We start from the raw sequence: 12,017 nt of genomic DNA on the forward strand, positions 1-12,017 counted from the left end.
TTATCCAATTTATATTTCGGCTCACAGCAGGCGCTGGGCTTATTTGCACTTCAATATCGCCGCGGTTTGGATTACAATATGATTTTGATGATTCATGAGGCGTGCAGGAAGGAGCTGTATTCATGGCTAAGCAGAAATACTATGTAGTGTGGGAAGGCAAGCAGCCGGGAGTGTACAGCACTTGGGCAGAATGCCAGGCGCAGACCGATCATTATACCGGAGCGAAATATAAGTCTTATGAGAGCAGAGCGGCAGCGGATACGGCTTATAAGGCGGGCTGGAAAGGCAACTGGGGAACAGGTGCGGCATCAAACGGCACGGTTGCCAAGAGTAAAACGGCAAACAGCTGGAGCCGCAGTGCCTCGGTAGAAACGTCGGAGGAGATTGATTATGACAGCATCTCTGTAGATGTCGGCACCCGCGGCAATCCCGGACCGGTAGAATACAAAGGCGTAGACACGCAGACCGGGGACATTATTTTTTCCTGCGGTCCAATCAGTAAGGGGACGAATAACCTCGGGGAATTTCTGGCGATAGTCCATGCGCTGGCTCTGCTTAAGAAGGAAGGCAGCAGCCGTACGGTCTATACCGACTCCGTGAATGCTATGAAGTGGGTGAAGCAGAAGAAGGTTGCTACTACCCTGCCCCGGGATGCTTCCACAGAGGAAATCTGGACGCTGATTGACCGGGCGGAGAGCTGGCTGCGCAGCCATACATATGAGAATAAGGTGCTGAAATGGCAGACTAAGGTATGGGGCGAGATCAAAGCAGATTACGGGCGCAAATAAATTCTGCGGGATCTGGTTAATAACAGGTAATGAATGAATACTACAGGGAAGCAAGCAGGAGGAGAACGGGATGTTCGGCAATGATTGGGATGAGGTTCTGCAGGAAGAAACGCATAAGCCCTATTTTGAAGAGCTGCGTTATGCGCTGGCACGTGAATATAAGCAATATACAGTCTATCCGCCAAAAGACAAGCTGTTCTCAGCGCTGAAGCTGACGCCTTACAGCAAGACCCGGGTGGTCATTCTGGGTCAGGACCCCTATCATGGGGCGGGACAGGCTCATGGCCTGAGTTTCTCGGTCGAGCCGGGAGTGCGGATTCCTCCGTCACTGCGCAATATTTATACCGAGCTGCATAATGATCTGGGCGTACCTGTGCCGAACCATGGTTCTCTGCTCCACTGGGCAGAAGAAGGGGTGCTGATGCTTAACGCAGTGCTGACCGTACGTGAAGGCCAGCCGAACTCGCATAAAGGCCTGGGCTGGGAGACGTTTACAGATGCCATTATGGAGAAGCTGAATGAACGGACAGAACCGATGGTGTTCATCCTGTGGGGCAGTCATGCCCAGCTCAAAGGGGCTTCGATTGACCGCAGCAGACATAAGGTTATTCAGTCTCCGCATCCAAGTCCGTTCTCGGCCCACCGCGGATTTCTCGGCAGCCATCCATTCTCTCAGGCTAACTCCTATCTGGAGTCGCACGGGCTTACAGGAATCGATTGGTCCATACCGAATGTATAAGTAGCACGGACACAGCGAAGGGGGTGGAGCCATGAAGCATTGGGTAGGCAGACCGGTCATTATGTACTGCGGAGAAGAGCCATATACGATCATGAAAGGCGTGCTGCGCAGATGGGACCCTGCAGCTTCAGTAGCCGTAATCGGACATCAGGAGATTGCCGTCCCTTTTCGTGACATTGTGTTCATCAAGGCATTGGCTCCCAAGGAGAGGGCATTGCCCCCGGTCCTCCATTCCGTAGGGTACGTGATGAGGGAACGCCAGCAGTTTGACAACGCGGTATATTTCAAGTCGGCGGTCACCATCTGGAAAGGCGATCAGCTGGTTGCCCTCAATACGACCATCGTAGCGCACACCAAGGGTTCAGTTACGCTCCGCGACGGGCAGAACCTGCTGAAGGGCAATCACATTTTTGTAGTGCGCTCTCTGCGGGGCTGAGATAGCGGAACGGAAGGCTTCGGAAGGTTCAGCAAAACGGGCAAACCTCTTATTTAGAGATTTGCCCGTTTTTTTGTTTTTGTTATTTGGATCATATGATGTTTGACTGTTGTGGATAAGATCTGCGTAGCAGTTATGGATAAGATTCTTTGGAATTAGGCAGATCCGCCTAAATTAATCCCTCTGATCCCGCCGAAGTGAGCGGAACGGGAAAATTAAAGGGATAAATCCCTCTGATCCCGCCGAAAGTGAGCGGAATGGGAAAATTAAAGGGATAAATCCCTCTGATCCCGCCGAAAGTGAGCGGAATGGGAAAATTAAAGGGATAAATCCCTCTGATCCCGCCGAAAGTGTTCGGAATGGGGAAATTAAAGGGATAAATCCCTCTGATCCCGCCGAAAGTGGGCGGAATGGGAAAATTAAAGGAATAAATCCCTCTGATTCCACCGGATGCGTACCAAATGAGCAAATGAGGAGCATTAGTGCTCTTGATTTCATAGGATGCGCCCCAAATGAGCAAATGAAGGGCATTAGTGCTCTTGATTCTACCGGAGCTACCCCAGCGATAGTCTGAGTGGAGCGATGTGTGGTTGTCTTATAAGCTTCATGGCCTGCATGAGCTTGTATGAGCTTGCACAGGCCCCATCGGCTTCGGCTGACGCGCCCTTTGGGCGAATTCAGTCTTGAAATTTAACGCTCAAAGCAGGTTTAACTCAACTACAACAGAACTACAACTAAACTACAACTAAACTACAACTAAACTACAACTGCTCTTCTTTAACAATCTCAACCTCAATCCCTGCCGGTGCTATAGGCCCGGGACCGCCCGGATCATCCTCACGCTCAGCGATAATGATTTCATAAATCCGCAGGAAGAGGATTTTGAGAATCATATATACAGGCAGCGCAATGAGCACACCGATAATGCCGAAGAAGTCGCCGCCTATCAGGACAAGCACAACGGTTGTCAGCGGATGTACATCCAGGGATTTACCATAGATAATCGGTGACAGCACATTGTCCTGAATCTGCTGGGCAACGACGATGATGATCAGAGACCAGAGTGCCATTGAAGGAGATTCAATGAATCCTACGATAATCACCGGAATCGCTGCCAGCAATGAGCCGACATAAGGAATGAAGTTAAGCGGAATGGAAATAACGGCTAGCAGTAGTGAATACGGCAGGCCGATAAACAGAAATCCGATGTAGAGCATGATGCCCAGCACCACATTCAGCAGGACGCGCGTAACAATGAAGCCGCTTAGCGCACTGTCGATATCCTTCAGCATATCCTGGCCTTCCTTGCGGTACTTTCTTGGAATCAGGCCTTGAAGAATCGGTGACAGCTTATATCCATCCTTCAGCATGTAATAGAGAATAATCGGCAGTGTAGCAATGACTACTACAATACTGGAGATGACACCGATCAGGTTGGACATGGAATTAGTCACCCAAGTGATGGCGCTATTTACGTACTCTGTAAGCCTTGTTGTTAAATCGGTATCGCCTTTGAAGAAACGTGAGAAGGACGGATCATTCTGGATTTTGTTGAACTGATTCTGCAGCCCCTCTACCAGATACGGCGTATTATCGATGAAATTCTGGATTTGTTCACGCAGGGTCGGCCAGACCAGCACCCAGAACAGTACGAACAAACCGATGAAGACGAGATAGATTAGGAGAATCGAGAGTGCACGTCCAAGTTTTTTGGTCTCCAGGAAGTTGACGAGCGGGCGGAGCAGATAATACATGAAGCCCGACAGCATCATTGGCACAAGCAGCAGATTAAAGATGGATACGAGCGGCGTAAATAGGAAAATAACTTTGGAACCCAGATACAGTATCGTCAAAAAGGCGATAATGGCCAGGCATGTCCGGAAATATTTGCTTTGAAGCACAGCAGCCCCCCCAATCTCTTGATTTATGTTTATGTATACGCATCAGGAGCAGCAGCGTTCTATCTTATTTTAAAAGACTGCTGTATATCATTTGCCTGATTCTATCTTTATAACCGAATTAGGAGAGAATGATTCACTAACGCAGAGACTTCCCGTCAGGTTCAAGCTGCAGGCAGAGTGGTAATATCGCAATAACAGGAGGGATGTTAGATGCCTACATTGGTACTCGGGATTTTTGGACATCGGAGCGATGCTGCACTGGCGATTGGGGAATTGAAAGAGAATGGAATCAAATCGAAGAATATATCTGCAGTCACGAAGCAGAAAAATACGCTGGAGATCATCACCCATGATACCGGAATTGGTGCTACGCAGAGCGGGGAAGGCAATGAGGGCTTGTTCGGTACAGCCCGCGGGTTAGGAGTGGGACTGGATATGCTGGCCGATACTGCTGTGGCTGCGGGTCCGGCTGCACGCAAACTGGCTGGAGCCGATATTGAAACGGATGGTCTTACTGTAAGTCTGATCGGTATTGGCATTCCGCAGGAGGATGCGGAGGCTTATGCCAGGCATGCCGAGCTGGAGCATATTATAGTCATTGTCTTCCTTGATGAGGAGGAGCAACGCGAGAAGGTGGACTCTATATTCGCCAAGCATCAGGTTCTCCCTTTGAAGATTTCATAAGCAAAAGAATATATCAACGCGGCCGGCGGGATTTTCGTCTGGCTGCTTTTTTTTTTCGTGATTGTACGAATAGAATGGGGTCCACTTCAAAGCCTGCCTGTCCTCCGGTTTCTTTGGTGACCTGTTTGGCTTTGACCAGGGAGAGAAAAGCAAAGATTTCACCTAATGCCCCAAAACCTGCGGCAATGATTGCATAGTCTTCGGCACTGAGTTCTTCCGCTTCTGCAGGGGAGGATTTGTCCGCACCTCCGCTAGTGTTATTGTTGTTACCGCCTGTATAGCCGGATCCATAATTATTATTGTTATAGGCCATCTCCTGTTCACCCGCTTTTCCCCATATGTAATATAAAATATGTCGATGACCGCGTTTGTGAAATAGGCGTTCGGGTGGTTATTTGCTGCAGCCGTTATTTGCCCCTTTCCGGATGAAATGAGCAGAGATGAGCATCCATGCAGCCATTCGATCAGCGGATAACGGAAAAAGCCGCTGTATAAGGCATATTATAAGCTTTTTCCGTAAAAAATAAGCGGATAAAAAAGCACTTTACAGTTTATGAAAACGCTGTTACAATCATAAATGAGCAGAAATGATCAATATCAGTCACGAATGAGCTTTTATTCGAATTTAATTACCAATAAATCGCGAACGCAAATAGACGATTGTGTATAAAAGGAATCCGGCAGCAGGTGCTGCAAGTCCGAGGAGTGAGGCGCATGTTTGAAGAAGAACGGAAGCTGAGTATTCTGCAGTTTATTGAGAACCATACAAGAGCATCGGTTCAGGAGCTGAGCCAGGAGCTGTCCGTCTCAGAATCAACGGTCCGCCGCGATCTCAAGGAGCTTGAGGAAGCACGGCTGCTGAAACGTACGCATGGCGGGGCGGTATCCCTGCAGAGTGTGAACTTTGAAGCGGCTGTTCCGGATAAGGAAGACCGGTTCCTTGATGAGAAGCTGCGGATTGCCCGCAAGGCCGTGGAGATGATTGAGGAAGGCGATGCTATTCTTCTGGATGGCGGAACGACTACGCTGCATATTGCCCGGGCGCTGAAATCATTCCGTAATCTCAAGGTCATCACCAACTCGATTATGGCGCTTAATGAGCTGAAGGATTGCCGCCATATCGAAGTTTCGATTACAGGCGGAATGCTGCGGCCGGACACGATGGCTTTTGTCGGACCGATGACAGAACGCTCACTGGATATGGTTCGGGTAGACAAAGCCTTCCTTGGAACCAACGGGCTGGATATACGTGAAGGCATCACGACTCCGAATATGCTGGAGGCTGCAACCAAGCGCAAAATGATTGCTGTCGCAAAGCAGACCATTCTGCTCGCAGACCATAGCAAGATCGGGCAAATCTCCTTTTGTAAAGTGGCGGATCTGCAGGAGATGGATCACTGCATTCTTGATACGGATACGCCGGATAACTTCCGCCGGGAGCTGGAGAAGATGGACGTCGATTATACATTAGTGTGAGTGTGTTAAGAAGACAAACATTATAAATGAGGGATGAATGATGATTTATACAGTGACACTTAATCCTTCCGTCGATTATATCGTGGAGGTTGAAGAGTTTACACTAGGCGGGTTAAACCGGATGAAACGGGATATGAAGCTGCCCGGAGGGAAGGGAATCAATGTATCCCGCGTACTGAAGCAGCTGGGGGTCGAGAATACGGCAACCGGATTCCTTGGCGGTTTTACGGGCGGATATATTGAACAGTGGCTGCGCCAGGAGATGATTGCAAGTGATTTCGTTCATATAGCGGATGATACCCGGATCAATATCAAGCTGAAAGCCGGGGAAGAGACGGAAATTAACGGAGCCGGACCGGAGATTTCGTTGCCCGAGACCGCTTCTCTGCTGCACAAGCTGGATGCCCTGAAGCAGGGGGATGTTGTTATTCTGTCGGGAAGTACTCCACCGTCACTTGGCGGAGATTTCTATAGCAGGCTGATCGCAGTATGCAAACAGAAGGGGTCGGAGTTTGTAATTGACACAACGGGACAGGCGCTGAAAGACGCGTTGCCCTTGGGACCGCTGCTTGTCAAACCGAATCACCATGAGCTGGCAGAGCTGTTCGGCGCTCAGATCAGCACCAGGGCGGAGATTATCACCTACGGGCGTAAGCTGCTGGAAGCGGGGGCCAGGCATGTGCTGGTATCGATGGCCGGTGAAGGCGCATTGTTTATTTCCGAGCAAGGTGTCTACCATGCGGCTGCTCCTGCGGGGCAGGTGAAGAATTCAGTAGGTGCTGGAGATTCCATGATCGCCGGGTTTGTGGGGACCTTGTCGCTGACCGGAGATGTGCTGGAGGCATTCCGTGCCGGCGTCGCCTCAGGAAGCGCAACGGCATTCTCGGACGATCTGGCAGACAGACAGAAGATTGAACAGCTTCGGCCGCTCGTTGTAATTTCCCAGCTGTAAACGAGATAATGAAAGATTTTAAGTAAAACGGGGAGTTGAGATTAATGAAAATTACAGATTTGATGATACAGGAAACTATGATTATGGAGCTGCAGGCTACAACGAAGGAAGCGGCGATCGACGAACTGATTGCCAGCCTCGCGGCCAGCGGACGCATTAATGACGTGAAGCTGTTCAAAGAAAAGATACTGGACCGTGAAGCCCAGTCCAGCACCGGAATTGGCGGAGGCATCGCCATGCCTCATGCCAAGACCAAAGCTGTGAATGAAGCGACGGTTGTGTTCGCCAAGAGCAGCGCCGGACTAGATTTTGCTTCCCTGGATGAAGCGCCGGCTCATTTGTTCTTCATGATCGCTGCGCCGGACGGAGCTGGAAATATGCACCTGCGCACACTGGCTGCGCTGTCAAGGCTGCTCATTGAAAGCGAATTCATCGAACAGCTCATGAGTGCCAAGACTCCTGCTGAAGTAACGCGCTTGTTCGATGCCAAGCAAGCTGAGGCCGAAGCTCAGGCGGAAGCGGAAGCTAAGGCAGCTGCGGAGCAAGAAGCCCGGAAGACAGCGGCGCCGCAGGATGAACCTGCACGGATGATCACCGGGAACCCGGATTCGCAGAGCTTTGTTGTGGCTGTGACAGCATGTCCTACGGGAATTGCCCATACCTTCATGGCTGAAGATGCCCTGAAGAAGAAAGCCAAAGAGATGGGAGTTAACATCCGTGTAGAGACGAACGGTTCTGAAGGTGCGCAGAATGTGCTGACTGCGGATGAGATTGCCCGGGCGAGCGGAGTTATTATCGCTGCAGACAAGAACGTAGAGATGGACCGCTTCAACGGCAAGCCTGTACTTCAGCGTCCGGTAAGTGATGGAATCCGCAAGTCAGAGGAATTAATCCGCATCGCAGTCCAAGGCAATGCGCCAATCTACCGCAGCTCCGGCCGTAATGAGGATGGTGCCGCATCGGCGAAGTCCGGTACAATCGGAAGCAAGATTTATAAAGACCTGATGAATGGCATCTCCCACATGCTGCCGTTCGTAGTGGGCGGCGGGATTCTGCTGGCGATCTCCTTCCTGATTGAACAGGTAGCCAGTGTCGATAATCCGCTGGTGAAGCTGCTGCAGACGATCGGCGGAGGAGACGGGGCGTTCCACTTCCTGATTCCAATCCTGGCCGGATTTATCGCACTTAGCATCGGCGACCGCCCGGCACTGATGCCTGGTATGGTCGGCGGCATCATGGCCCTGAATGCCAATGCGGGTTTCCTGGGCGGCCTGGCTGCCGGTTTCCTGGCCGGTTATGTGGTTGTTATGCTCCGTAAAGCCTTCTCTGGCCTGCCGCGTACCCTTGACGGTCTGAAACCGATTCTCCTGTATCCGGTATTCAGCTTGCTTATTACCGGCGCAGTTATGTTCTATCTGTTCAATCCGGTATTCAGCTGGATCAATGAAGGTATGATCGATGCGCTTAATCATCTGGGTACAGGCAACAAAGTACTGCTGGGATTGGTGCTTGGCGGTATGATGGCCATCGATATGGGCGGTCCGTTCAATAAAGCAGCATACACCTTTGCGATCGGTGTGTTCACCTCAAGCGGCAACACGAACGGCTTGATGATGGCCGCTGTTATGGCCGGAGGGATGGTGCCTCCGCTGGCAATTGCGCTGGCCACTACGTTCTTTAAGAATAAATTTACAGAGACGGAACGCAAATCGGGAATAACCAACTACGTGCTGGGCTTGTCGTTCATAACCGAAGGTGCCATTCCGTTTGCTGCAGCAGATCCGCTGCGTGTGCTCACTTCCTGTATCGTGGGTTCGGCCGTAGCCGGCGGACTGACCCAGCTGTGGAATATCAATGTTCCTGCGCCGCATGGAGGCGTGTTCGTAGCCTTCTTATCCAGTAACGCGCTGCTGTTCCTGCTGGCCGTCCTGATCGGCTCCGTCATTTCCGGGCTGATGCTGGGCCTCTGGAAGAAGCCGCTCGCATTGTAATAACATAATCATTCCTGTCCTGAACCGTATGGAAGCAGAGCAACATTCTGCATTCATACGGTTTCTTTGTTTGCACGCTCCATTTTATCTAAAAAAGCTGAGAATACTCCACCCTCGATAGGGTGGGGATGAATCAGCAGTTTTCGATTTCAAGACGAACATATGTGCTATAATATGAATGAGATCACTAAAAGGAGGGGTTGCACATGCTCGTGTCTGCGCAGGAGGTTTCTTCGAAACCCCTGGTTCATCAAGCCTATAAATATCGGATCTACCCCAATACAGAGCAAAAGCAACTCATTCGTCGAATGTTTGGCTGCTGCCGTTTTGTGTTCAATTACTTCTTGGAAGCTTGGAATCAAAGGTATGTGGAAACGGGAAAAGGCTTGTCTTATCACGCTTGTGCAACACAACTCCCCGGTTTAAAAGCACAATACGACTGGCTGAAAGAAGTCGATAGCATCGCTTTGCAGTCGGCTGCTCGTCATGTGGCGGATAGCTTTGATCGTTTTTTCAAGAAGCAAAATCAAGCGCCACGCTTCAAGAGCCGAAAGCATCCGATTCAAAGTTACACGACCAAATTCACCAACGGGAATATCGCCATGGAGGGCAGTCGCTTGAAGCTCCCAAAACTCGGCTGGATACGTTTTGCAAACTCCCGGAAGCTGGAAGGCCGGATATTGTCCGCTACCGTTCGTAAAAACGCCAGCGGGAAATTTTTCGTTTCGCTCGTTTGCGAAGTTCAAAAGAACCCTCTGCCCCAAGTGGATACACCTATTGGCATCGACTTAGGCTTGAAAGAATATGCAGTATGCTCAAACGGGGAACATATCGCCAATCCTCGCTTTTACGTCAATACGAGAACAAGCTGGCGCTTTGGCAGCGGCGGATGGCTCGGCGTACTCCGGGCGGCTCCAACTGGAAGAAAGCAAGGCAGCATATCGCTCGTATTCACGAACGCATTGCCAATAAACGAAATGACTTCCTCCACAAGCTGACCACGAGACTGATTCGTGAAAACCAAACGATTAGTATCGAACATCTGCGTGTGGCGAATATGATTCAGAACCCCAAGCTTTCAAAATCCATTGCTGATGCGTCTTGGGGCGAGTGGGTGCGACAGCTGACGTATAAAGCGAAATGGTATGGACGAAATCTTCGGATCGCCGACACGTTTGAGCCGACCAGTCAGCGTTGCCATGTGTGTGGCACGATCCACCCCGAGGTGAAGAACCTGTCCGTTCGGGAATGGACGTGTACGGCCTGCGGGACGATCCATGACCGTGACGAAAACGCCGCTCACAATATTGAACAAGTAGCGGTTTAACCGCCACCTAACCAAACGATAGAATTCAACATTTCACTTGCGTCAAAAATGTAAAACTGCGGGAACGCAGGGATCGCTTGCTCCATAAGAAGAGGGTACTCTTCTGTTCGCAAGAATCCGCCACTTCAAGCGTTAGCTAAGTGGGGGAGAATTCAATGTCGTATTTCGGTATAATTAAAAATATATATAAAGAGAAGGCAAAGGAGAATGCGAAATGATTCTGCACAAAGGGGAAGTCTTGTTCCGTCAGGGTGACGGCGGCCAGAACCTGTACCGGGTGAAAAGCGGACTGTTCAAGGTGACAAGACTGCATGAGAACGGGAACATGGTGCTGTTCAACCTGCTGTATCCGGGTGAGACAGTTCCCCATCATTCCCTCATTTCGCCGAAGGAGGCGCATGGAACAGCGGTGGCGATGATGAAAAGTGAGGTCGAGCTCATTCCCGCTGCGGAATGGTACCGGGAGCTGCGGGAGGACCCTGAGAAGGTGATGGAGATCGCGCTTCTGCTCCAGGAGAAGGTGCGGTTCATGCAGACACGGCTCGACCATCTTACAGTCGGAACGCCCGGGGAACGCATGGCGCTGCTGACCCGCTGGCTGAACGAATACTCTCATGGCGCACAGCTGACAGATCTGCTGACACAGGAAGAGATCGGGCAATTAATAGGTGTACGCCGGGAAACTGTCAACCGTTTGCTGCGGAATCAGGGCTGATTGCTTATTTTTAATGGAAACTGTTTAGACTGCCCCTTCCGCGTGGTATAATCTATTCAGAACATATCAAACTAAAGAAAGGATCAGGATACCATGTGTCCCCGAAGGACGATTCCCCAAAGGACGATTTGGAAACGTTATGATCTGTCTTATACTTAGCTTCCCTGTAGAATGTGCGAGTACCGTTGTTAATTGACGATGGCCGCCTCTATGAGGGAAGGGAGTATTGTATGCGAAGGAGCAACACCTCCGGTTTAACCCCTCGTAGAGGCTGGTGGGACGTCTAGCCGCCATTTACGATAAGGGGAGACCGAGTATGAGGAAACAAGATAGTGGCATGAGTATGCCGCTCCGATTAGCCGTTATTTTGTCCGGAACACTATTGCTTGCATTTACGTATTATCACATCAATTATCAGAACCATTTGACTGAGGGCGGGTTCGTAGGGCTGTCGCTGCTCGGCAAATATGTGCTGGGGATTTCACCATCACTATCGATCCTGATTTTAGACATTCCAGTACTCTTAATCGCAATCATATTCAAAGGAAAATCGTTCGTGGTGAACACCTTCATCTCTGTAGCAGCCTTCACGGTATTCTACGGACTGATGGAACGCTATTCCGGATGGGTTATTGATCTGCAGGATAACTTGCCGCTTGCGGCATTGTTGTCAGGTGTACTGACAGGTCTAGGAGCAGGTATGGTCCTGCGAGGCGGCGGGGCGAGCGGCGGGGACGATATTCTGTCGCTGCTGATCAGTGAATGGAAAGGAATTAAGGTAGGAACCGTATTTATCCTGATGGATGTAGTTGTTCTGGCATTGTCCCTCTTCTATATGCCGTTAAAAGAGACCCTGTACACAGTGATGGCTGTAGTTGTGGCCGGATATGTGATTACTTTTACAACCTCTCTGGGCAGACCGAAGCTGGTCAAGGCTCCGAAGATTCCATCTCCACTAGCCAAGACTCAGGATGGCGCGGTGAATGTGAACAATGCAATGTGAACCCC

General features: G+C 50.4%; 11 protein-coding genes and 1 pseudogene. 10 read left to right on the top strand and 2 right to left on the bottom strand.

The genetic code is table 11. The features are described from left to right. The first annotated feature begins 122 nt into the window (after positions 1–122). The 3 genes from rnhA to NYE33_RS16350 all read left to right on the top strand — a co-directional run bounded on the left by rnhA (position 123) and on the right by NYE33_RS16350 (position 1,963). On the top strand, positions 123–788 hold the full coding sequence (gene rnhA / locus NYE33_RS16340; RefSeq protein WP_042138797.1) for a ribonuclease H: 666 nt from the start codon (positions 123–125) through the stop codon (positions 786–788). A gap of 70 nt (positions 789–858) precedes the next feature. Beyond that, positions 859–1,527, top strand: coding sequence for a uracil-DNA glycosylase (ung, locus tag NYE33_RS16345; protein ID WP_039295373.1), 669 nt, complete (start codon positions 859–861; stop codon positions 1,525–1,527). Positions 1,528–1,558: 31 nt separating this feature from the next. Further along, on the top strand, positions 1,559–1,963 hold the full coding sequence (locus NYE33_RS16350; RefSeq protein ID WP_039295375.1) for a hypothetical protein: 405 nt from the start codon (positions 1,559–1,561) through the stop codon (positions 1,961–1,963). Positions 1,964–2,724: 761 nt separating this feature from the next. Here the strand turns inward: NYE33_RS16350 and NYE33_RS16355 are convergent. Next, positions 2,725–3,864: an AI-2E family transporter gene (locus NYE33_RS16355; RefSeq protein WP_076245694.1), complete on the bottom strand. Its 1,140-nt coding sequence runs from the start codon at positions 3,862–3,864 to the stop codon at positions 2,725–2,727. Between the two features lie 210 nt (positions 3,865–4,074). Here NYE33_RS16355 and NYE33_RS16360 point away from each other — a divergent pair, with 210 nt between their 5' ends. After that, on the top strand, positions 4,075–4,548 hold the full coding sequence (locus NYE33_RS16360; protein WP_171716822.1) for a general stress protein: 474 nt from the start codon (positions 4,075–4,077) through the stop codon (positions 4,546–4,548). A gap of 13 nt (positions 4,549–4,561) precedes the next feature. Here the strand turns inward: NYE33_RS16360 and NYE33_RS16365 are convergent, their stop codons facing one another. Beyond that, positions 4,562–4,861: a hypothetical protein gene (locus NYE33_RS16365; protein ID WP_042138795.1), complete on the bottom strand. Its 300-nt coding sequence runs from the start codon at positions 4,859–4,861 to the stop codon at positions 4,562–4,564. Between the two features lie 401 nt (positions 4,862–5,262). Between NYE33_RS16365 and NYE33_RS16370 the strand changes: the two genes are divergently transcribed. From NYE33_RS16370 to NYE33_RS16395, 6 genes and pseudogenes are all read left to right on the top strand, one after another. Further along, on the top strand, positions 5,263–6,024 hold the full coding sequence (locus tag NYE33_RS16370; protein ID WP_171716821.1) for a DeoR/GlpR family DNA-binding transcription regulator: 762 nt from the start codon (positions 5,263–5,265) through the stop codon (positions 6,022–6,024). Positions 6,025–6,064: 40 nt separating this feature from the next. Continuing rightward, the gene (gene pfkB / locus NYE33_RS16375; RefSeq protein ID WP_341068692.1) at positions 6,065–6,976 is read left to right on the top strand and encodes a 1-phosphofructokinase; all 912 of its coding nucleotides are present in this window, start codon (positions 6,065–6,067) and stop codon (positions 6,974–6,976) included. Between the two features lie 44 nt (positions 6,977–7,020). Beyond that, on the top strand, positions 7,021–8,967 hold the full coding sequence (locus NYE33_RS16380) for a PTS fructose transporter subunit IIABC (protein WP_076245689.1): 1,947 nt from the start codon (positions 7,021–7,023) through the stop codon (positions 8,965–8,967). Between the two features lie 206 nt (positions 8,968–9,173). After that, a pseudogene (gene tnpB / locus NYE33_RS16385) lies at positions 9,174–10,294 on the top strand (IS200/IS605 family element RNA-guided endonuclease TnpB). 214 nt (positions 10,295–10,508) lie between these two features. Beyond that, entirely contained in the window at positions 10,509–11,009 is a 501-nt protein-coding gene (locus tag NYE33_RS16390) for a Crp/Fnr family transcriptional regulator (RefSeq protein WP_042138790.1), read from the top strand. A 316-nt stretch (positions 11,010–11,325) separates the two neighbouring features. Then, entirely contained in the window at positions 11,326–12,012 is a 687-nt protein-coding gene (locus NYE33_RS16395; RefSeq protein WP_042138789.1) for a YitT family protein, read from the top strand. Positions 12,013–12,017 lie beyond the last annotated feature (5 nt).

Source organism: Paenibacillus sp. FSL R10-2199, assembly GCF_038000235.1.
GTDB lineage: Bacteria > Bacillota > Bacilli > Paenibacillales > Paenibacillaceae > Paenibacillus_AQ > Paenibacillus_AQ phytohabitans.

Excerpts from the sequence above, each read along its gene's own strand:
- NYE33_RS16365 (WP_042138795.1), bottom strand. The coding sequence starts at position 4,861 with ATGGCCTATAACAATAATAATTATGGATCCGGCTATACAGGCGGTAAC.
- NYE33_RS16390 (WP_042138790.1), top strand. The coding sequence starts at position 10,509 with ATGATTCTGCACAAAGGGGAAGTCTTGTTCCGTCAGGGTGACGGCGGC.
- NYE33_RS16370 (WP_171716821.1), top strand. The coding sequence starts at position 5,263 with ATGTTTGAAGAAGAACGGAAGCTGAGTATTCTGCAGTTTATTGAGAAC.
- NYE33_RS16350 (WP_039295375.1), top strand. The coding sequence starts at position 1,559 with ATGAAGCATTGGGTAGGCAGACCGGTCATTATGTACTGCGGAGAAGAG.
- rnhA (WP_042138797.1), top strand. The coding sequence starts at position 123 with ATGGCTAAGCAGAAATACTATGTAGTGTGGGAAGGCAAGCAGCCGGGA.
- ung (WP_039295373.1), top strand. The coding sequence starts at position 859 with ATGTTCGGCAATGATTGGGATGAGGTTCTGCAGGAAGAAACGCATAAG.
- NYE33_RS16395 (WP_042138789.1), top strand. The coding sequence starts at position 11,326 with ATGAGGAAACAAGATAGTGGCATGAGTATGCCGCTCCGATTAGCCGTT.
- pfkB (WP_341068692.1), top strand. The coding sequence starts at position 6,065 with ATGATTTATACAGTGACACTTAATCCTTCCGTCGATTATATCGTGGAG.
- NYE33_RS16360 (WP_171716822.1), top strand. The coding sequence starts at position 4,075 with ATGCCTACATTGGTACTCGGGATTTTTGGACATCGGAGCGATGCTGCA.
- NYE33_RS16380 (WP_076245689.1), top strand. The coding sequence starts at position 7,021 with ATGAAAATTACAGATTTGATGATACAGGAAACTATGATTATGGAGCTG.